Source organism: Clostridium carnis (assembly GCF_054657435.1).
Window position 1 is genome coordinate 2,164,047 of the sequence record NZ_BAAHYS010000001.1, and the last position, 22,559, is coordinate 2,186,605.

The following is a 22,559-nucleotide window of genomic DNA, read 5'->3' on the forward strand; positions in this document are numbered from 1 at the left end:
GAGATTATAGGTACTAATTGGAAGTTCATTATAATATAAAGCTACTTTTATATTATGTTAATGAATTTAAACAATGTGTATTTAGGCATACCTCAAAGTATGCCTTTTATTTTTAGCTAAAGTTTATGAATCCAATTAAAGTAATAATTCTTAATTATTAAAGCCCTAATAAATAAAATTAGGAGGAGACAAAATGAAAAGACAAAACAAAATTCTTTCACTAGTTGGAGCATTAGTATTTGCAGTTATGCTTTTAGCTGGTTGTACTGAAAAACCAAAAACAATGACAGACAGAGAGGGAACAGAATTTACTGCTCCAAAGGAAATTAATACAATAATATCAACAGCACCGTCTAATACTAAAGTGTTAGTAGCTTTAGGATTAGCTGATAAATTAGTTGCAACTGATAAATATTCAGCAGATGTTGAAGGTATAAGTAAGGATTTACCAAAGATAGATTTTAGAAATCCAGATGCAGAGACTATTATATCTTTAAAACCAGATATAATAATAGCATCAGGTCATAATAAAGCTGGAGATAAAGATCCATTTGCTTTAATAAAAGAAGCGGGAATACCAGTTGTATATATTCCAAGTAGCTATAGCATAGATGGAATATATGGTGATATAGATTTTATATCTCAATTAACTAAAACAGAGAAAAAAGGTAAAGAAATAGTTAAAGATATGAAGTCAGAAGTAGAAAAAATAAAAGCTATTGGAGATAAAATAACTAATAAAAAGAAAGTTTACTTTGAAATAGGATCAGGATCAAAATTAAGTAGCTTTGGTCAAGATACTTTCTTAAATGAAATGATTCAAATAATTGGTGCAGAAAATATTTTTGCAAATGAAAAGTCATGGATATCACCAACTCCTGAATCAATTATTGCAGCAAATCCAGATGTAATATTAACAAATATGCCAGATATAAATGGAAAGAAAGCAGTAGATGATATTAAGAGTCGTGAAGGATGGGAAAATGTAACAGCAATAAAAGATGGAAGTGTATATAGTATTGACAAAAATTCATCAGCAAGACCATCTCAAAATGTTGTAAAAGCATTAAGACAAATGGCAGAGACAGTTTATCCAAATGAATATAAATAAAAAAAATAAAAGTCTAGCACTATTATCTATACCTGTTATAGTGCTAGTAATATGTATTGGAACTTCCATTGGAAGTTCCAATATTAGCATTATAGATATTATTTCTATAATAGGTAATAAACTATTTAATTTTAGTTTGCCATCAGGTATAGATGGAAAAGACGTATCAATAATATGGAATATAAGACTTCCTCGAGTTTTACTTGCATTTGTAGTAGGGGGAGCTTTAGCTGCCAGTGGGTCTGTAGTTCAATCAGTATTGAAAAATCCACTGGCATCGCCATATACTCTAGGGGTATCATCAGGAGCATCACTAGGAGTAGGATTATTAATAGTCTTAGGAGTTTCTATTCCCATTCTTGGAAACTTTACTCTTCCATTAGTAGGATTTTTATGTAGTTTAATAACAATGATAATAGTTTTATTATTTGCTACAAAAGTTGATAAAAGTCTATCAAACAACACAATAATTTTAACTGGTATGGTTTTTTCATTATTTTTCAATGCACTTTTAACAACATTAACAGCACTTTTTACAGAAAAAATTGAAGCTATAACAATGTGGCAAATGGGTTCATTTTCTATGAGGGGATGGAGCTATTTAAAAGCTGGAATACCATTTTTTATTATAGGAATAATTGGAGTTTTAATGTACTGTAGAGAAATGGATGTTTTAACCTTTGGTGAAGAGCAAGCAAAATCCATGGGTGTAGAATGTGAAAAAGTAAAAAGAAGACTTTTTATCTTTGTATCAATATTAACTGGATCAGCAGTAGCTATAAGTGGAACAATAGGATTTGTAGATTTAATTGCACCACATATTGTAAGAAGAATATTTGGTTCAAAACATTCTTATGTAGTTCCAATGTCTTTTGTCTTTGGTGGATGTTTAATGGTAGTTACAGATTTAGTATCAAGAACAATTATTGTACCATCAGAGCTACCAGTAGGAGCAATAACAGCAATAATAGGTGCTCCATTTTTTGCATATCTATATTTTAAAAAATCAAAGTAGGTGATTTAAGTTTGTTTGAAGTAAGCAAAATCAGTTGCGGTTATAATGGTATAAATGTAGTAAATGATATTGATTTTAAAGTATCAAGAGGAAAGAATATATGCATAGTAGGACCAAATGGCTGTGGAAAAAGTACACTTTTAAAAGCATTAACAAAGCTAATAGCTTATGAAGGTGTTATTAAATTAGATAATAATGATATAAAAAGATTAAATAGAAAAGAGCTTGCAAGTAAAATAGCTCTTATGACACAAACTTCTAATATACAATTTCCATATAGTATTTACGAAACAGTTTCCTTAGGAAGATATGCTCACTTAAAGGGAGTCTTTGCTACCTTAACAAAGGAAGATGAAGAAATAATAAATAATTCTTTAGAATGTGTTGGATTAATAGATATAAAAGATAAGTTAATTTCTGAATTATCAGGAGGACAATTACAAAGAGTATTCTTAGCTAGAGCCTTTGCACAAAATCCAGAAGTTATACTTTTAGATGAACCAACTAATCACTTAGATTTAAGATGCCAAATAGAGATTTTAGAATATCTAAATAAATGGGTAAAAGAAAATAATAAAATTGTAGTGGCAGTACTACATGATTTAAATTTAGTGCAAATGTTTGCTGATGAAGTAGTGTTACTAAATAAAGGGAAAGTAATAAGTAGCGGAAATCCAAAGGATGTATTCCAAAGTGAAAGTTTAGAAAATGTTTATGGGATAGATATAAAAACTTTTATGTTAAATACATTAGAAAAATGGAGATAAAAATAATAAAGTTTAAAGTAAGAAAATAAAAAATAAGATTTTAAAATAGAAGTATAAAGAATGTAAACAAATAAGCTAATATATAGATTAGGTATAAAGGTTTTAATATAAAAGTTTAAGTGGAAGGAAAGTGATAATGTGAATAAGAACTTTATAATGTCATATAGCTGTGGAAAAGATAGTACATTAGCATTATATAGAATGATTAAAAAAGGATATAATCCAGTTGGACTATTAGTTACAGTTGACAAAAATGCTTCAAGATCTTGGTTTCATGGAATTTCTAAGGATTTATTAAATAAAGTATCGCACTCATTAAATATTCCACTATTATTAGTAGAATGTGAAGGTATTGAATATGAAGAAGAATTTAATAAAGCATTAATAAAAGCAAAAGAAAATTTAGATGCTAATATTTGTGTTTTTGGTGATATAGATTTAGAAGCTCATAGAACTTGGTGTACTGATAGATGTAATAAAGCAAAAATAGAAGCTGTATTTCCATTATGGAATGAAGATAGAGAAAAACTAACTTATGAATTTATAGATGAAGGCTTTAAAGCAATAATAAAAAAGGTTAAGTTAGAATATTTAAATGAAGGTTTCTTAGGAAAGGTCTTAAATTATGATTTAGTACAAGATATTAAAAAAACTGGAGCAGATCCTTGTGGGGAAAATGGAGAATATCATACATTTGTTTATGATGGACCATTATTTAAATATAAAGTAAATTTTAAAACAAATGGAAATAAATTAAATAAAGAATATGGATTTTTAGATATAGAAGGTAATAAAGATGAATAAAATAATGTTACTTGGAACTGCATCTTCAGTTGGTAAAAGTACTGTAGCAACTGCATTTTGTAGATATTTTAAAAATAATGGTTTTAATGTTGCTCCCTTTAAAGCATTAAATATTTCATTAAACTCATATGTAACAAAAGATGGATTAGAAATGGGTAGAGCACAGGTTGTACAAGCTGAGGCTTGTGAAATAGAACCAATGGCAGTTATGAATCCAATACTTTTAAAACCTAGTGGAAATATGAAAACACAGGTAATTGTAAATGGTAAAGTTTATTGTAATATGGACTCATATAAATATAAAGAATTAAATAAAATATTAAAAGGCTTTGCATGTGAAACCTTTAATAATCTTTCAAAAAAATATGATATTATAGTTTTAGAAGGTTCTGGAAGCTGTGCGGAAATAAATTTAAAAGAAACAGATATTGCAAATATGGCAATGGCAAAGGCAGCAGATTCTCCAGTTATATTAGTGGCAGATATAGATAGAGGTGGAGTTTTTGCATCTGTAGCTGGAACTATTATGTTATTAGATGAAGAGGAAAGAAGCAGAGTTAAAGGTGTAATTATAAATAAATTCAGAGGTAATGTAGAATTTTTTAAACCTGCAATGAAGCAACTTGAAGATATAATAAAAATACCTGTTCTTGGAGCTCTTCCATATTTTGATTTAGATATAGAAGATGAAGATAGTGTAACAGATAGGATTAAAGCTAATAAAAAAGAAGGATTAGATATTGTTATAATAAGGCTGCCTTATATGTCTAACTTTACAGATTTTAATTCTCTTGAAAGAGTAGATGGTGTTTCAGTTAGATATGCTAAAGAAAAAGATGAAATAGAAAATCCAGATTTAATAATAATTCCAGGAAGCAAAAATACAATTTCTGATATTAGAGCCTTAAAGAAAAATGGGATTTTTAATAAAATAAAAGAATTAAAAGATAGAGGAACTATTATATTTGGAGTATGTGGTGGATATCAAATGCTTGGAAATATAATAAATGATCCATTAGGAGTTGAAGGAGAAATTACATCAGAAAGTGGATTTGAACTTTTAGATATAGAAACTTCATTTAATGAAGAAAAAACAACAAGACAAATAAAAGCAATTACAGTAGGTAATATAAAAGAGTTTAAAAACATTAATGTATGTGGTTATGAAATACATAATGGAGTAAGCTGTATAAATGAAAATGGAATAGCATTTATAAAAGATAATGATGGAAATATAATAGGTACAATGAATGAAGATGGATCTGTTTTAGGAACATATATACATGGTATTTTTGATGAAGGTGAATTCCTTAAAAGCTTTCTAAATTATGTGCAAAATAAAAAGGGATTAGAGATAGTATCAAAAGAAATCTTAGATTATAATAAATATAAATTACAACAGTATGATAAGTTAGTAGAGCTTCTTGAAGAAAATATAGATATGGAAAAAGTAAAAAATATAGTTTTTGGAGTTTAATAATATTAATCAACACTTTTTATAAAACAACATTTTATACTTGATGTTATAGCATCTATTATTTTAGTTGAAATAGTAATATTTATTGGATGTAAAATAAAAAAATCTCATATAGAAGGAATTTTAAATATACAATTTAAAGTTGTTAATAAAATAAAAGAAGAAGGAAACCTAACAATAGATCAATAAAAAATATTTATAAATTTAAAAGATAAGGATAAAATAAATATAAGTTTACAAAAAAGACACTTTTGATTTTTTATCATTATGGTATACTAAGTTTAAGATTTTTAATTAAAAACCAATACAAATGTAATAAGTGAGGAATACGTTATGAGAATAAAGAAGATATCATTATTAATAGCTACTTTAGCATTAACAGCAGGTTTAGCAGGATGTATGGGTGGAGGAGCCAAGTTACCAGAAGGTGATGTTAAGGTTGTAAAACAAGATGTTCAAGGAGTTATAGAACTTTTATTACAATCAGCAGACTATGGAAAAGATAAAAGCACAGTAGCTTCTATGATTTTACCAGAAGGCTCACAATATAATGTTAATGTAACAATGGAAAATTACAAGGATGGACAATTAGTTGATACAAAGGAAATAACTAATTATAAAACTGAAACTATAGATAAAAATTCAGTAATACATATGATTATGAATACTGGAAAAGTTGGTGACGAAGAATCTAACAAATCAATTTATTCAATAGCAGAAGTAGATGCAGAAAAAACTACTGATAAGAAAAATCCTCAATATAAAAACACAAAAATAAATGGAGAAAGCATTGACTTTGACTCAAGAACTCAAGTAGGTCAAGTTGGTAAAGCATTAGATGAGGATGTAGCTTTATTAGGTTTAGTTAAGTTTAAAGAAGGAGATTCTGAAAAGAAGGATATAAACTTAGAAACTTATAAAGATGAAGTAGGAAATTATTCTACAGCACATATAATAAAGCTTAAAGTAACAAAATTATAAAATATAAAAATAAATAAAATGCTAGGGGTGCCTTAAATGGCTGAGAGGGATTTTTAAAATCTTAACTCTTATAACCTGATATGGATAATACCATCGTAGGGAAGCAATTACTTAATTAATTATAACTTTAATAGTTAAGAAAATTAGCTTGCTGTAATATGCAAGCTTTAATTTTTACTTAAAATAAATTACAAGTTATTTACATTAGTGATTAATAAAGTCCTAGCAGTTAAAAATTGCTAGGGCTTTATTTTTTATATTATAAAAATGGAGGGAAAAAATATGTATACTACACAAATGGATGCAGCTAAAAAAGGAATTATAACAAAAGAAATGGAGGTGGTAGCTAAAAAAGAAGGAAAAACAGTTGAGGAAATAAGAGAATTGCTTTCTAAAGGAAGAATAGTAATTCCAGCAAATAAAAATCATACTTCCTTAGATCCAGAGGGAGTAGGAGAAGGGCTAAGAACTAAAATAAACGTTAATTTAGGTATATCAAAGGATTCAGCAAATTGTGAAAGAGAGTTGGAAAAGGTAAGAGTAGCATTAGATATGAAGGCAGAAGCTATAATGGACTTATCTAACTATGGAAAAACAGAAGGTATGAGAAAGAAAATAGTAAAAATGTCTACAGTAATGCTTGGAACAGTACCTATATATGATGCAGTAGGATTTTACGAAAAAGAATTAAAAGATATTACAGCAGAAGAATTTTTAGATGTTGTTGAAAAGCATGGAAAAGATGGTGTTGATTTTATTACAATTCATGCTGGATTAAATAAAGAGGCAGTAGAAACTGTAAAAAGAAATAAAAGATTAACAAATGTAGTATCAAGGGGAGGATCTTTATTGTTTGCTTGGATGGAGTTAAATAATAAAGAAAATCCATTTTATGAATACTTTGATAAAGTTTTAGATATTTGTGAAAAATATGATATGACAATTTCTCTTGGAGATGCATTAAGACCTGGTTCTATAAATGATTCAACAGATGCAAGTCAAGTTAAAGAGCTTATAACACTTGGGGAATTAACTAAAAGAGCTTGGGAAAGAAATGTACAAGTTATAGTTGAAGGGCCAGGACATATGGCTTTAAATGAAATAGAGGCTAATATGATATTACAAAAAAAACTATGTCATGGTGCACCTTTTTATGTGTTAGGACCATTAGTTACAGATATTGCCCCAGGATATGACCACATAACATCTGCTATTGGAGGAGCCATTGCAGCTACATATGGAGCAGACTTTCTATGTTATGTAACACCAGCAGAACATTTAAGATTACCAAATTTAGAAGATATGAAAGAAGGAATAATTGCTTCAAAAATTGCAGCCCATGCAGCAGATATTGCTAAAGGAGTAAAGGGAGCAAGAGAATGGGATAATAAAATGAGTGAAGCAAGAAGAGATATAGACTGGGAGAGAATGTTTGATTTAGCAATAGATAAAGAAAAAGCTAAAAGATATAGAGAAGAATCAAAACCACATGATGAAGAAAGCTGTAGTATGTGTGGAAAAATGTGTTCAATGAGAACAATGAAAAAAATATTAAATGGTGAAGATTTAAATATATTAAGAGATTAGAAATAAAATCCCTAGGAAACTCCTAGGGATTTTATTTCTTTAATATTCCAGCTATTATTATAATTTTGAAATGTTATTAGAAAAAAATATTAAGAATTAGAATTTGATTTTTAAAGAACTTTTAAGTAGATTAAGAGTAAAATCAATTTTTTATTAAATAAATTTTCAATTATTGCTATAATTAAGATAAGAAATTTATTTATAGAAATTTTTATATGTTAAATAGCAAGGATTTAAGTTCATTAAAATTAGAAATCTCATAGTCAGGTTTTATTGATGTTTTATTTATAATCTTATTAGGATTATACCAACATGTATCTATACCAAAGTTTATACCACCTTGTATATCAGAAGTTAAGCTATCTCCAACTATTAATACTTTACTTTTATCAGTATAATTTATATTTTTTAAAGTGTGTTCAAAAATTTTAGAGCTTGGTTTTGACATTAATACTTCTTCAGATATTACTATAGTATCAAAATATTTTGATATAATAGATTTTCTTATTCTTTTATCTTGAACAAAGGTAAGACCATTAGTTACTATAGCAAGCTTAAAAAACTTATTTAAACTTTCTATAAGATCTATACTATCATCATATAGAAATGATGCATCAGCCAAGTGTTCTATGTATGATTTTGCAAAAATATTTTCATCGAAACTTATTTCTAATTTATCTGATAATCTTTTAAATCTTTCTATCTTTAATTTTTCTTGTGTAATAAGTCCTTCTTCAAATTCTTTCCATATAGCTGTATTTATTTCTTGATAAATTTTTAAATGATAGCTTTCATCATATTTTATTTTAAATTTAAGCATTGTATTTTTAAATGCTTCTCTTTCAGATTTTTTAAAATCGTATAATGTTTCATCTGCATCAAATAATATTACTTCATATTTCATAATATATCCTCCAAGTTTTATATAAATAAGTTAATTACTAATATTTTATCAATCATAAAATAACTTCACAATAAGTTATATTTCGATTATTTTATAAAATATTATAAGTTTAATAATAGAATTAACAAAAAAAGCAATTGAACATTATGAAAAACAAGGATTAATAAAACATTATCTACCAATTAATTCATAGTAATAGTTAAATATTCATATAATTTACTGTAATAGTATATATTAAGAAAGGATAATGTTATGTCAGAAGTAAAATGTCCTATGACAGGAAGAACAAACAAAGCAGTAGCAGGAGAGGGAACTACCAATGAATATTGGTGGCCAAATCAGCTAAAGCTTAATGTTCTTCGACAAAACTGCCGAAAAAGCAATCCTATGTCAAGTGATTTTAACTATGCTAAGGAATTTGAGAAATTGGATTACTATGAATTGAAAAATGACCTATATAAGTTGATGACAGACTCACAAGAGTGGTGGCCTGCTGACTATGGTCATTATGGACCATTCTTTATTCGTATGGCTTGGCACAGTGCAGGAACCTATAGAGTAGGTGATGGTAGAGGCGGTGGAGGACAAGGGCTTCAACGTTTTCCACCACTTAATAGTTGGCCAGATAATATAAACCTAGATAAAGCACGTCGCTTACTTTGGCCAATTAAAAAGAAATATGGAAACAAAATATCATGGGCTGATCTTATGATATTAACAGGTAACTGTGCATTTGAATCTATGGGATTAAAGACAATTGGCTTTGGTGGTGGAAGAGAGGATGTTTGGGAACCGCAGGAGGATATTTACTGGGGAAGTGAAAAAAAATGGCTTGGAGCTGAGCGTAATAAAGATGAGAAAGAACTTGAAAACCCTTTAGCTGCTGTGCAAATGGGATTAATTTATGTAAATCCAGAGGGACCAAATGGAAATCCAGATCCTAAGGCATCAGTAAAAGAAGTAAGAGAAACATTTACTCGTATGGCAATGAATGATGAAGAAACTGTTGCTCTTATAGCAGGGGGACATACCTTTGGTAAATGTCATGGTGCTGCATCACCTAGTTATGTTGGACCAGCACCAGAGGCAGCGCCTATAGAAGAGCAGGGGTTAGGATGGAAAAATAGCTATAAAACTGGTAAAGGACCAGATACCATAAGTAGTGGAATTGAAGGAGCATGGAAGGCTGAGCCAACAAAATGGACAATTGGTTATTTAAAAACATTATTTAAATATCAGTGGGAATTAGTTAAAAGTCTAGCAGGAGCATACCAATGGTTAGCTAAAGATGTGGAGGAAGAGGATATGGTAGTTGATGCTTATGATCCATTTAAAAAGCATAGACCTATGATGACTACAGCAGATTTAGCTATTATTAATGATCCTATTTACAGAGTGATAGCAAAGGGTTATCTAGAAAATCCTAAAAAATTTGAGGAAGATTTTGCTCGTGCTTGGTTTAAATTAACTCATAGAGACATGGGGCCAATATCAAGATACCTTGGACCAGAAGTTCCAAAAGAAAACTTTATTTGGCAAGATCCAGTTCCAAGAGTTAACTATAGATTAATTAATAAAAAAGAATATTTTAGAGCTTAAGAAAAAGATTTTAGATTCAGGCTTGTCAATATCAGAGCTTGTAACAACAGCTTGGAAATCTGCATCAACATTTCGTATATCAGATAAACGTGGAGGAGCAAATGGAGCAAGAATACGACTAAAGCCACAAAGAGAATGGCAGGTTAATGAGCCTAAAATACTTAACAAGGTGTTAGAAACACTAGAAAAAATTCAAATGAGTTTTAATAGCTTACACTCAAAAGATAAGAAGGTTTCCTTAGCTGATATTATTGTATTAGGGGGATGTGTTGGAATAGAGCAAGCTGCAAAAAATGCAGGATACAACATAATTGTTCCTTTTACTCCAGGACGTACAGATGCAACCCAAGAGGAAACAGACATAAAATCCTTTAGCGTACTTGAGCCTAAGGCAGATGGATTTAGAAATTATATGAAAGATAATTATGAGGTAACATCAGATAAAATGTTAATAGATAGAGCACAACTATTATCACTAACAATTCCAGAAATGACAGCATTAATTGGTGGTATGCGTGTGTTAAACACTAATTATAAGGAGTCACAAGAGGGGGTATTTACAGATAAAGAAGAATGTCTTACAAATGATTTTTTTGTAAATCTTCTTGATAATAATATCCTCTGGAAGGCTTTACCTGATATTAAAGAAATATTTGTAGGTTATGATAGACAAACAGGCATGATGAAGTGGACAGCAACAAGAGTTGACCTTATATTTGGTTCAAATTCACAACTTCGTGCAGTAGCAGAAGTATATGCATCCAACTGTAATGAAGAAAAGTTTATACAAGATTTTGTAGCTGCATGGAATAAGGTAATGAATGCAGATCGCTTTGATATTAAGAAATAAATTATGATGAATAACTTTAGAATAAAAAATAATCTATAAAAATAATTAAAACAAGAAGTAAGGAGGTAGTCTATTGTGGACTACCTTTAATTTATATTAAGAAATGTTAGAATATTTGATTATACAAAGTATTGGGAAATAAAGTATTCTTTGATTCAGAGTAAAGAGGAGAAATACATTCATCATATATATGTAATGAAACAATATTATTTTTAGAAACCTCAGAGGATATGCCAAGTCTGGCTTAGAAATTATGGCTCACAAGGTATTTTAGAAAAAGTTAATGGAATATTAGCAGAGATTGATTGTAATAATATGAAATTCTCTATATTAGAATCAGGTGTATTGTAAATTAAACTTGAAATCAAGTTTATATTAAATAAATTTTTAATCAGTGATATAATAGAATGAGAAATTAAAATAGAAAATAAAAAGTTGTTAATTTATAACAGAAAAGTGATAGATATATTATATAGGAGGTACTATGGCACTTAATAATAAATTGCAAATCACAGATTCAGTTGAACTTGCTAGGATAGAAGAAAAAATAAGTAAGAGAAAAGCTGTTAAATTATTTGAAAGTGGATATTTAGATAGCTTAGAAGCAGGAAAGTACACTACATTAGCTAAAATTCATAAATTTTTATTTGAGGATATATATGAGTTTGCAGGGGTAGTACGTGATGTTAATATTGCAAAAGGGAATTTTAGGTTTGCTCCTGTTATGTATCTAAAGGCATCATTAGAACATATTGAGTCAATGCGACAATCAAGTTTTGATGAAATAATTGAAAAGTATGTTGAGATGAATATTGCCCATCCCTTTAGAGAAGGGAATGGAAGAAGTGCACGAATTTGGCTTGATCTAATGTTAAAAAAAGAATTAGGTAAAGTAATTAATTGGAGTGAAGTGGATAAGGATGATTATTTGCTTGCAATGGAACGTAGTCCTATAAAAGATATAACTCCGATTGAATGGAGTGAAGATGTTTTGGAGGGAAAAAAGAAAATTACTGTTTCAGGAGTGAAAAATAAATAGGTTTACTTAAAGTCTCTAATCTTACAATTAGGGACTTTTTTAATGTACAACATTAGAATAGGTGTACCGTTTTTACTGTTCCAAGAAAAACTTTTATTAAAATCTATTTTCTAAAAGAAACCTTTATCCACATTACAATTGTGTAAAAATATACATAATGCCTACCTGAAATTAGTAATCGAATACGCTATAATAGTTTCAAAAGGCTACTACTGTAATTGGGATGTTTCATAAATTAGAAATGGACTTTTTGAAATATAAAAATATGAATATAAATTAGTGTTTCAAAAACTATAGTTTTTGAAATATGGAGGGGGAGGAATTAAATGGGTGATAAAATAATAGAAGTTATTAAAGTTAAAGCGTTAGACAATTATCATGTAATTATTAAATTTAAAGATGGAGTTGTAAAAGATTATGATGCAAGTACCCTACTGAAATTGAAAAGTTGCCAAGTTTTAAATGATATTGAGTTTTTCAAACGTAGATGTTGCATTATCAATGGAACTTTAGCGGGGGCTTTAACAGAGCCTGTAGATGAATATAATTGTATAGATTTAGATCCTAGAGAAGTTTATAAAAATGGAGTTGATATTAGGTTGGAGGACTTAGATAAATGAGAGTAAGAAATTTCGCATATCTACGTGTATCAGCAAAAACACAAGTTGTTGATAGACAATTAGATGCATTAAATGGACTAGAAATAGATGAAAGAGACGTTTACATAGATAAAGCAAGTGGAAAAGATTTCAATAGACCAGAATGGATGGCGCTTAAAAGAACTATAAGAGAATCAGATAATTTGTATATAAAATCTTTGGATAGGCTGGGTAGAAATAAGGAAGGAATTTTAGAAGAGTGGAAATGGCTTATACAAAATAAAATAAATGTAGTTGTTTTGGATATGCCAATTTTAGATACAAGAAAATACAAAGATTTAGATGGGGTGGGGGATTTAATAACAAGTTTGGTGTTACAAATTTTGGCATGGCTTGCGCAGGAGGAAAAAATTAACATAAATCAGAGGCAAAAAGAAGGAATTCGGTCTGCTAAAAGTAGAGGAATAAAGTTTGGGAGACCTAAAGTTAAAATAGATGATGATTTTGTAAGTGTATATAAGAGATGGCAGGCAGAAGAAATTACAGCAGTAGAGGCAATGAAGTTATGTAATATGAAGAGAAATACATTTTATAGAAGAGTTAAGGAATATAAAAATAAGACTATAGTTTAATCTATGGTCTTATTTTTTGTCATAATATCTCGTTTTGAGAAGTTATGACTATTTTATTTTATAGATGATATAGTATAGACAGGAGGCGATAAATAATGATCTATGAGCATATTGGAGACCGTATTAGATATTTAAGAGAAGAGCGTGGATTAAAACAAAAAGAACTTGCTACTAAATTTTATGTTGAAGAAAATACTTGGAGTCAATATGAAAATTATGTAAGAAAACCTAGTATAGATACTATAAAAGGTATTGCAGAATTCTTTGAAGTTTCTACAGACTATTTGTTAGGGATTACAGATGAAATTTACAATAGCAAAGATAAGCAAATAACTGAAATAATAAAAATATATACAAGCCTTAAATCAGAAGAAAAACTAGATTTTATTAAATACATTAAAAATTTTAAAGAGGGGTTGAAATAAATGTTTACTAATATAGAAAGTGTTAATAATAGAAATAAGTATATAAATATGCTTAGGGCTATGGGAGCATTATCAAGACTCTCATCAGAAAGTGTTATACCGTATTTAGGATATAGAGAAGTTGAAAATATTTTTTGTAGAGTATTTAATGCGAAAAATTTATCAAGGGGAGATTGTTCGGCTGATGCATCTAAAAATGGAGTTGGAATAGGTATAAAAACTTTTTTGGAAGGCAATGGAAGAACACTGCAAAAAGTAGCAGAATTCAATAGAGATATGGGGTTGTTTAGTGGAAAAACACCAAAAGAAATTGTTATAACAATTTCAGAATTAAGAAATGAAAGAATAAATGCAACAAAAAGAATACATGCGTTATCAAGTATGATATATCATTGTGTTGTAAGACAAGAAGGGAAAATAAAAGTATATGAGTGTCCAATGGACTTAATAGATATAAAAGCAATAAAAAATATAAAGTTCAGTGGTAAAAATACAATAACCTTTGAAGATAATATTAATGAATACAGCATAAATTTATCTAAAAGTACATTATATAAGAGGTTTAGAACAGAAAATGTTATTTTAGAAACGGATGTAGAAATAATATTAGACCCATATGAATTAATTACAAACCTGTTGATAGGAGGTAGTGAAGGATTGAGTTTTGAGCCAATAATTCATGAAAAAGAGCATATATTTTTACCTCTATATTCAGATCGAGGAGGGAGACAAGTTCCAGAGAAAAGTGGCTTAAATCAATGGAATGCTGGCGGTAGAGCAAGGGACTTTAATGAAGTTTATATACCAATACCTGCATGGATACACAAAGTTTTTTGTGGATTTTTCCCCAATAGAGATGTTCCTTTTAAATTAGTGTTACCGGATGGTAATGAATTAAGTGCTAAAATATGTCAAGATGGGGGGAAGGCATTAATGACTAACCCTAATCAGGCGTTAGGTAAATGGATATTAAGACAAGTAATGGATTTAAATGAAGGAGAACTATTAACATATGATAGACTGGAAGAGTTAGGTCTTGATTCAGTAGTTATTTATAAAGAAGATGAAGAAACATACTCGATTAACTTCACAGAGATAGGATCTTTTGATAAGTTTCAGCAAGAACTATAGTTTATTTCATTAAGAATTAGAGGTGAAAATATTCCTCTAATTTTTTTGTATAAATTCTATGCAGCACGCTTCTTTTTTTTATTAAGCGTGGTATACTAAGTATAGTTTAATGGCAATAATGCAAAAGAGGTGATAACAAATGAATAATCAATACAAAGTAGCAAGTATGTTTGCAGGAATTGGTGGAATTTGCCTAGGTTTTAAGCAGGCTGGTGCAAAAATGGTTTGGGCTAATGAAATAGATAAATATGCATGTATTACATATAGAGAGAATTTTGGTAATGAATATTTAGTAGAAGGAGATATTCATTCAATAGATGCTAATGAGATACCTTATATAGATATATTGACATCTGGTTTTCCATGTCAAGCGTTTTCAATAGCAGGATATAGGAAAGGGTTTGATGATGAAAGAGGAAATTTATTCTTTGAAACTTTAAGAGTTATTAAAGTAAAAAAGCCTAGAGCATTTATTATAGAGAATGTAAAGAATCTTGTAAGCCATGATGGTGGAAAGACGTTTAGAATAATAAAAGATGCATTGATACAAGAAGGATATCATATAAGATATCAAGTTCTAAATTCAATGGAGTTTGGAAATGTACCACAAAATAGAGAACGTATTTATATTGTTGGTTTTTTAAATAAGGAAGAATGTGATAAGTTTTACTTTCCAGAACCAGTAGAATTAACAAACTCAATAAGCGATATAGTAAATAAAGAAGTTAAGATGGATGATAAATATTATTATACTTCTTCATCTAAATATTATGATGATTTAAAAGATACCATAACAAAGGAAGATACAATTTATCAGTTAAGAAGAGTATATATTAGGGAAAATAAAAGCAATGTATGTCCTACTTTAACAGCAAATATGGGAACCGGTGGACATAATGTACCATTAATAAAAGATAATTATGGGATTAGAAAGTTAACACCAAAAGAATGTTTAACGTTCCAAGGTTTTCCTAAGGAATATAAGATTCCTAATAATTTGAGTAATGGTCAGGTATATAAGCAGGCAGGAAACTCTGTTTCAGTTCCAGTAATAAAAAGAGTTGCTGAAAAGATGGTAGCAGTAATGCAAGATTATGATAAAGATAAAAAATAATATTTATAAAAAGACATAAGTATACACAAATACATATGTCTTTTTATTTACTAAGTATTTGATACTATATAAATTAATTATAAGGAAGTGTTTAGAGTTGAATATAAAGATATTAACTACGGAAAAAATACAAGATAAATTTAATAAAGAGGCTATAGCAGAATATAGTAAAAGATTAACGAGGTATTGTAAATTAGATTTTAAGGTATTAAAAAACGACGAGGCAATATTAAAAAACTTAAATGAAAAAGAATATGTTATTTATATAAGTACTAAAGGAAACTTGATATAATCAGAAGAATTCGCTAACAAATTAAAATGCTTTGCTATAAATGGTAAAAGTAATATAATTGTTATATATACTAAAATTGAGAATGAATTGCTTTTAGCGAGAATTGATGAAACAATGGCAATATCAAGAATGGATTTTGAGATTGGGTTAACAGCAGTAATGTTACATGAACAAATATATAGGGCTTATAGGATAATAAATAAAGAACATTATCATAAATAGGATTAAAATTAAAATGGAGTGGATAATATGGGAATGCGTCCAAAAGTGAGAGATACAGGGAGTAAAGGTGAGAAAATTTTAGGCGATATAATAGAATATGAGTTAGGATGGTTGTATAGGAAGCAACCATTAGAAACAGATTATGGTATAGATTCACATATAGAGATAGTAGAACAAGGGGAGGCTACCGGACAGATTATAGGTGTGCAAATAAAAACAGGTCAAAGTTGGTTTAAAGAGGAAAAAGATGACGGTTTTGTGTTTAGAGGTGATATGGAACACTATAATTATTGGACAAATCATACTTTGCCAGTTATTTTAGTTTTGTGTAATTATGAAGAAAAAGAATGTTATTGGATACAAATTAAAGAAGAAAATATACAAATTATATCAGATAATTCTTGGAAAGTTATTGTGCCTAAAAAACAAAAAATAGATCGAAATTCTAAATTTGACTTAATGAAAGTTGCTGATAATAAATCGGAATATGAAAAAAAGTTAGATATGTTGATAGTTGCTAAACCATTGTTAAAGGAATTAAAAAATGGCAATAAAGTTATTTTAGAGTCAGAAGAGTGGATTAATAAATTATCTGGAAAAGGATCATTGACTATAAAGGTTATTGATAGTTATAGTGAACAAGAAAAAGTTGCAATTGATTGGCCGTATATTTATATACCCGGATGGTGTTATCAAGATGCCTTTAGAAATCTATTTCCTTGGGCAAATATATCTGTAGATGAAGAATTTTATGAGGATTATGATGAAGATGAATTTAAACTTGCGTATGCATATTATGATTCAGAAGAAGATGAATAAGTTTATGATGATGAGCATTTACAGGAATATATAGAAAATTTGCCATCTATACGACCTTATGAGGACTGTGGAGAGGTGGCTAAATATAGATTATTATTAGAATTAAATAAATTAGGAGAATCATTTATTGTAGTTGATGAATATTTATCAAACTAAATTAAGGTGAGGGATGTTATATGGAAAAAATTTCGTTCTTTTTTGGGGCTGGTGCAGAATGCTCATATGGGCTTCCGTCAGGAGGAAAATTTGCTTTAGATATATTTAGAATGAATACTGCAAAAGATAAGGAAATTTTAAAGCAACAATTAAATAATGTTGATCAACAATCAACATATGCAAAATGGTTACCAGATGACTTTGACAGTAAAAAATTAACTGCTTTTACAAAAGGTCAATATGACTCAATTGTAAAAGGAAGTCTAGAAAATAAAAGGGATGCTATACTAAGTTATTTAAAGGAATTTGATAAAAATGTTTCAGATATTGTAGACAAGTTAGAAAAAGATGGTGTAGACATAGATAAGGTTATTGAAGAAATTTTAGAGGTATCAGTTGGAGAATTTAATTATGGAAAAGAGATAAAATTAAATAATTTATTAGGAAATGATTTTAATTCATTGTTTTCAACAGATTATTTTTCAGTGTTTTTAAGGGGCATACAGTTAGAAGAAGCAAGTTATGAATTTAAAAGGAATATTAGAAATATTACAAGAGCAATTCTTGAATTATTAATTGGATCATTAGGGGAAGAACTTATACATAGACTTAATGATGGTATTTTTGAGAAAAGCCCTGATACAATAGATTTATTTGATGATTTAGGTGCTATATTTACATTGGATTATAAAAATACAGGTATGAGAGGATTAGAACTTCTTATAGATTATGAGGAAGTTGATATAACTAAACTAAATGATAATGAAAAAATTATGATTAGATTTGGATTACTTATATTAGAAGATATATTTTCTAGGGCGTTAGATTATCAAACATTAATAGATATTAATTGGAGATATATCTATAATCCTAAAACTGATTGGGGTAAATTTAGCAAAATAGTAATATTCCTGCATACTGTAAGACGATATATTTCTTCAATGGCAGATCAAAGTAGAAGTAAGATAGAAAAAGGAAATGGATATTATCATGACATACTTCAAGTTGAAGATGAATTTGAAATAACAGCAATTGGAACAACAAATTATAATTCTTTTATTGAAGAAATAATATGTAAAGATGTTTTCTACTTAAATGGATGTGTAAATGATTATTATGATCCATATTTAAATAAAATAGTAACAATTAAAGAAAATGAAGAAAAAAAACATATAGTTGTTCCATTTTTATTTACACAAAGTGGAATAAAACCATTAACATCAGTAAAAATGTCTGAAAGGTATGTTGAATTATTTCATAGATTTAAGGATGCTGATATTGTATGTGTTTGTGGATTTGCTTTTAATTCTGATGATGGACATATAAATGGTATGTTTAGAGAATTGATAGAGGATTTTGGTAAAACAATAACTATATTGCATTATGTTCAAGGAGAATCATATAATAAAAAGGCTATAAAAAGCCATTTTCAGAAAAAATTAAGATTAAATAGTACAAAAGGATTAAATATTATTCCTGTAGATAGAAATAGGAATAATATTTTAACAAAAGAAATATGGTATAAATCATTAAAAAACGAGATTTCAATTGATGAAGATTAGTGATGAATTTTATCATTTTAGTTATGAACGGTGAACCGTATCATAAGTAAATGAGGTTTTAGCCTTAGGCATTGATATAACTTGCCTAAGGTTGTTTTTATACATGGAAATACTATATTGTAAGTGAGATATTTTATGATATAATTTTATTAGTTATATATAGAAAAATGGATTTATAAGTTAAACTATAGGAGGGGGAATTTGTGTCAATTTATGGGGATAGACATGTAAAAATTCATGATTTAAAGGAGTGGGTTCAGCATTTATCAATAGACGAGATAAAAAGTGTAAATATTGCAGGTAAAGATATTACAATAGATGGATTAAGTAAAGATATGCTAATACTACAAATTGAAATGTTTAAGAAAGCAGTAAATAATCTTGATGATGGAGATGATTGGAGGGAACTACAGGGTATATGTTCTCCTTTGTTTTATAATGCCTTTTTTAAAGTAGGGAATAATGCTATTAGGATTGCTAATTATTATGAATGTTTAATAGTAGCAAGTGATATTGAAACAAAAAAGAAAATAATTAAAGGGTTTGATTATTTAGATTTTGGAGCAATAAATTTATATAATGGAGATAAAGCATTTGGTTGTATAGGAATGAAAAGTGATTTAATTTGGGCAGTTTTATATGATTATTTTATTTTTCAGGATGAAAGCGGAGCGGTAATTCATACTATGCCACAGCATGAGGAGTTAATGTCTATACAATTAATAGATACTAATCACTTATCTATAAAACAAATAGAACACGAAGTTAAAGAAGTATTATTAAAGTGCTCTATAGAGTTAGGTTTAAATTTTAAGGTAGTAAAATTAGATAAACAATTGAGAGATATAGGTGTTGATACCGTATACAATCTAAATATCCAAGAAAATGAATATGAATCAGAGCCATTAATGTATTTTAATAATGGTATAGCAACAGAAGATATAAGAATGAAATATTTAAGCTATTATCAAGTTTTAGAATATTTTTTTAATCGTACTCAAAATTACAGATTATTAGAGCAAATACAATCTGGTAATTACATAGGAAGTAATGAAATAAATCATAAAGAACTAAAAGGTATTTTAAAAAAATATGTAAATTCATTAAGTGAAAGAGAATCTTTGAAACTGACTTTAATCAGAGGTATGGATATTGCAATAATAAGAGAATGGATTAGTGATAGTACGGGGAGGATTGAACAATATACGAATTGTTTAAACGATAAAATTAAAATTGATTTAGCTAAATCAGATGAAAAAGTTATTAGTAAATTATCAGAAAGAATTTATTATTATAGATGTGCAATAGCTCACGTAAAGGGAGATACAGATGACTACTTAGCAATTCCAGAAGAAAGTGATGATATTATTGCGAAAGAAATACCATTGCTTAAGTTAATTGCTCAAAATATATTGAAAAGTTGTTCAGAATTTTAAGTGATTAGATTAGTTGTGAGAGTATATATAAAGTGGTTATGAGTGAGGAGGAAAATATATTTATGAAAGATGAAATGATTGAATTTTTAATAGAGTCAGGTTCAGAGATAACAGGAGCTACTACTGGTGCAGTGCTAGGTGGAGTAGTTGCAGGACCAGCAGGAGCTATGATTGGAATAGCAGGAGGAAAAGCCGTAGGAAAAGTATTTTCAAAGTTAGGTTCAGAAATAAAAAATCGAGTGTTGTCAAAAAGAGAAAATAATAAAATAGGAGCAACTGCTACATATACATTAGAGAAAATAGATGAAAATATAAAGAATGGCAAGAAGTTAAGAGATGATGGATTTTTTGATAATGACGATACTAATAGGTCAACAGCAGATGAAATTGTAGAAGGTATGATGTTTTCAGCTCAAAGAGAACATGAAGAAAAAAAGCTAAAGTATTATGGTAATCTAGTAGCAAACATTGCATTCGATAAAACTATAAGTAGAGACCAAGCTAATCAATTATTAAGCATAACAAAAAGGTTAACATATAGACAAATAAAATTAATAAATGTATTTGCAATAAATCAGCAGTTACCAATTAAGATGTTAAAAAAAGAAAGCTATACTAATGGAGGTGTAAGTGGATATATTTTAATATCTGTATTACAAGATACACTTGAATTATATAATATTGGACTTGTTGGTGGAAATGGTAGTGTTATATTAGAAATGCCATATATTGTTCCAGCTGATATCAGAGTTCAAGGCATGGGTGCTATATTATATAATTTAATGGAGTTATCAACTATTCCATATACAGAATTACAAGATTTAATAGAGGTATTAAAATAATAAAAAAACCTCACTTATTACCGATACGGAGAACCGTAGAACAAGTAAATGAGGTTTATAGCTATAACTTGGTTAAGGATATTTTTTCATCTGAAAATAGAGTATCATAAGTAATAAATTTAAAATGAAAGGTAAATTAGTAATTTGAAAGGGGGGAAATATAATTTAATAAGATAGCTACAAAAGCCATAGCCAAAGCAACTAAAAGAATAAATGCATTAGAAAAAATAGGATTTTCATTATCTAGTGAAAAGTTAATTGGAGATAATGGCACTCCATACTGTTCTTATTTTATATTAAATAGTTAGATAAATTTCAATTTAAGGTTGGGTAATTTAAATTTGAATTTGATGGAGGAATTGATATGGACAAATATAAAGAAGTTATATTAAAGGTTAGAGGAAAAATAAATTTGATACTATAGAGATAAATCTGTATAATAATTTATGAATTTAAATAAATGGAGTGAATAAGCATGAGATTAAGAAAAAAACCATGGGCTAGACCAGAATTAGAAAGTTGTGATTTTTTTATAATAAATCCAAGTGAAAATAAAGGGAAATGGAAGGAATCCTTTGGAAATGATAAACCTATATATTTAGAGCTTGGTTGTGGTAAAGGTACTTTTGTTGCAGTTCACGGATCAGAAAATAAAGATAAAAATTATATAGCTATAGATATTAAAGATGAGGTTCTTGTTTTAGCTAAAAGAAATATAGAAAAAGCATATGCAGAAAAGGAAGTTTCTTTAGATAATATAAAATTAATGGCACAAGAAATAGAAATAATAAAAGATATGCTAGGTGATGGAGATAAAATAGATAGAATATACATTAACTTCTGTAATCCATGGCCAAAAGAAAGACATAAGAAAAGAAGATTAACTCATACAAAGCAATTAGAAAGCTATAAAACATTCTTAAAGGATTCAGGTGAAATATATTTTAAGACAGATGATGATCCATTATTTGAAGAATCATTAGAATATTTTAAAGAAAGCGGATTTAAAATAAAATATATTACTTATGATTTACATAATAGCGATTTTGAAGGAAATGTTGAGACGGAACATGAAAAGATGTTCACAGAAATGGGAATAAAAATAAAATTCTTAATAGCTACAAGGTGTGGATTACATGAATAAGATAATATAAAAAAGGTTATTAGGAATAATATTTAAAGACATTCACAAGAT

Annotated in this window: 19 protein-coding genes, 2 pseudogenes and 1 riboswitch; of the genes and pseudogenes, 20 read left to right on the plus strand and 1 reads right to left on the minus strand. The window is 28.3% G+C overall.

Translation table 11 applies throughout. From position 1 onward, the window contains the following. Positions 1-193 precede the first annotated feature (193 nt). The 7 genes from ACYQ1T_RS10445 to thiC all read left to right on the plus strand — a co-directional run bounded on the left by ACYQ1T_RS10445 (position 194) and on the right by thiC (position 7,742). Complete coding sequence (locus ACYQ1T_RS10445) at positions 194-1,111, plus strand: ABC transporter substrate-binding protein (protein WP_459834585.1); 918 nt, start codon at positions 194-196, stop codon at positions 1,109-1,111. Continuing rightward, on the plus strand, positions 1,098-2,126 hold the full coding sequence (locus ACYQ1T_RS10450; protein ID WP_459834586.1) for a FecCD family ABC transporter permease: 1,029 nt from the start codon (positions 1,098-1,100) through the stop codon (positions 2,124-2,126). The genes ACYQ1T_RS10445 and ACYQ1T_RS10450 overlap by 14 nt, the downstream gene beginning before the upstream one ends. Positions 2,127-2,137: 11 nt before the next feature. After that, positions 2,138-2,893: an ABC transporter ATP-binding protein gene (locus ACYQ1T_RS10455; RefSeq protein WP_459834587.1), complete on the plus strand. Its 756-nt coding sequence runs from the start codon at positions 2,138-2,140 to the stop codon at positions 2,891-2,893. A gap of 156 nt (positions 2,894-3,049) precedes the next feature. Beyond that, complete coding sequence (locus tag ACYQ1T_RS10460; protein ID WP_459836517.1) at positions 3,050-3,697, plus strand: Dph6-related ATP pyrophosphatase; 648 nt, start codon at positions 3,050-3,052, stop codon at positions 3,695-3,697. After that, positions 3,690-5,174, plus strand: coding sequence for a cobyric acid synthase (locus ACYQ1T_RS10465; RefSeq protein ID WP_459834588.1), 1,485 nt, complete (start codon positions 3,690-3,692; stop codon positions 5,172-5,174). The genes ACYQ1T_RS10460 and ACYQ1T_RS10465 overlap by 8 nt, the downstream gene beginning before the upstream one ends. Positions 5,175-5,507: 333 nt before the next feature. Continuing rightward, entirely contained in the window at positions 5,508-6,155 is a 648-nt protein-coding gene (locus tag ACYQ1T_RS10470; protein ID WP_459834589.1) for a hypothetical protein, read from the plus strand. A 13-nt stretch (positions 6,156-6,168) separates the two neighbouring features. Beyond that, positions 6,169-6,274: riboswitch (TPP riboswitch) on the plus strand. Positions 6,275-6,437: 163 nt separating this feature from the next. Further along, positions 6,438-7,742, plus strand: coding sequence for a phosphomethylpyrimidine synthase ThiC (thiC, locus tag ACYQ1T_RS10475; RefSeq protein WP_459834590.1), 1,305 nt, complete (start codon positions 6,438-6,440; stop codon positions 7,740-7,742). A gap of 211 nt (positions 7,743-7,953) precedes the next feature. Here the strand turns inward: thiC and ACYQ1T_RS10480 are convergent, their stop codons facing one another. Continuing rightward, a complete protein-coding gene (locus ACYQ1T_RS10480; RefSeq protein ID WP_459834591.1) occupies positions 7,954-8,646 on the minus strand; it encodes a YjjG family noncanonical pyrimidine nucleotidase in 693 nt (230 codons plus the stop codon). A gap of 252 nt (positions 8,647-8,898) precedes the next feature. Between ACYQ1T_RS10480 and katG the strand changes: the two are divergent. The 13 genes and pseudogenes from katG (at position 8,899) to trmB (ending at position 22,508) form a co-directional block, all read left to right on the plus strand. After that, positions 8,899-11,095 (plus strand): annotated as a pseudogene (katG, locus tag ACYQ1T_RS10485) (catalase/peroxidase HPI). A gap of 484 nt (positions 11,096-11,579) precedes the next feature. Beyond that, positions 11,580-12,134: a protein adenylyltransferase Fic gene (fic, locus tag ACYQ1T_RS10490; protein ID WP_459834592.1), complete on the plus strand. Its 555-nt coding sequence runs from the start codon at positions 11,580-11,582 to the stop codon at positions 12,132-12,134. Between the two features lie 326 nt (positions 12,135-12,460). Beyond that, positions 12,461-12,754 carry a DUF2442 domain-containing protein gene (locus ACYQ1T_RS10495; RefSeq protein ID WP_459834593.1) on the plus strand — a complete coding sequence of 98 codons (294 nt, stop codon included), beginning with the start codon at positions 12,461-12,463 and terminating at the stop codon, positions 12,752-12,754. Further along, positions 12,751-13,365, plus strand: coding sequence for a recombinase family protein (locus ACYQ1T_RS10500; RefSeq protein ID WP_459834594.1), 615 nt, complete (start codon positions 12,751-12,753; stop codon positions 13,363-13,365). The genes ACYQ1T_RS10495 and ACYQ1T_RS10500 overlap by 4 nt, the downstream gene beginning before the upstream one ends. 95 nt (positions 13,366-13,460) lie before the next feature. Then, positions 13,461-13,790 carry a helix-turn-helix domain-containing protein gene (locus ACYQ1T_RS10505; protein WP_459834595.1) on the plus strand — a complete coding sequence of 110 codons (330 nt, stop codon included), beginning with the start codon at positions 13,461-13,463 and terminating at the stop codon, positions 13,788-13,790. Beyond that, entirely contained in the window at positions 13,791-14,921 is a 1,131-nt protein-coding gene (locus ACYQ1T_RS10510; protein ID WP_459834596.1) for a phospholipase D-like domain-containing protein, read from the plus strand. Between the two features lie 139 nt (positions 14,922-15,060). Then, on the plus strand, positions 15,061-16,035 hold the full coding sequence (locus tag ACYQ1T_RS10515; RefSeq protein ID WP_459834597.1) for a DNA cytosine methyltransferase: 975 nt from the start codon (positions 15,061-15,063) through the stop codon (positions 16,033-16,035). Positions 16,036-16,132: 97 nt separating this feature from the next. Next, positions 16,133-16,549: pseudogene (locus ACYQ1T_RS10520) on the plus strand (23S rRNA (pseudouridine(1915)-N(3))-methyltransferase RlmH). A 27-nt stretch (positions 16,550-16,576) separates the two neighbouring features. Further along, the gene (locus ACYQ1T_RS10525; RefSeq protein WP_459834598.1) at positions 16,577-17,368 is read left to right on the plus strand and encodes a DUF4365 domain-containing protein; all 792 of its coding nucleotides are present in this window, start codon (positions 16,577-16,579) and stop codon (positions 17,366-17,368) included. A 176-nt stretch (positions 17,369-17,544) separates the two neighbouring features. Continuing rightward, on the plus strand, positions 17,545-19,086 hold the full coding sequence (locus ACYQ1T_RS10530) for a hypothetical protein (RefSeq protein WP_459834599.1): 1,542 nt from the start codon (positions 17,545-17,547) through the stop codon (positions 19,084-19,086). Positions 19,087-19,289: 203 nt separating this feature from the next. After that, positions 19,290-20,522, plus strand: coding sequence for a hypothetical protein (locus ACYQ1T_RS10535; RefSeq protein ID WP_459834600.1), 1,233 nt, complete (start codon positions 19,290-19,292; stop codon positions 20,520-20,522). Positions 20,523-20,584: 62 nt separating this feature from the next. Further along, positions 20,585-21,364 (plus strand): hypothetical protein, encoded by a 780-nt coding sequence (locus ACYQ1T_RS10540; protein ID WP_459834601.1) that lies wholly within the window; start codon positions 20,585-20,587, stop codon positions 21,362-21,364. Between the two features lie 475 nt (positions 21,365-21,839). Beyond that, positions 21,840-22,508, plus strand: coding sequence for a tRNA (guanosine(46)-N7)-methyltransferase TrmB (gene trmB / locus ACYQ1T_RS10545; RefSeq protein ID WP_459834602.1), 669 nt, complete (start codon positions 21,840-21,842; stop codon positions 22,506-22,508). The last annotated feature ends 51 nt before the right edge of the window (positions 22,509-22,559 follow it).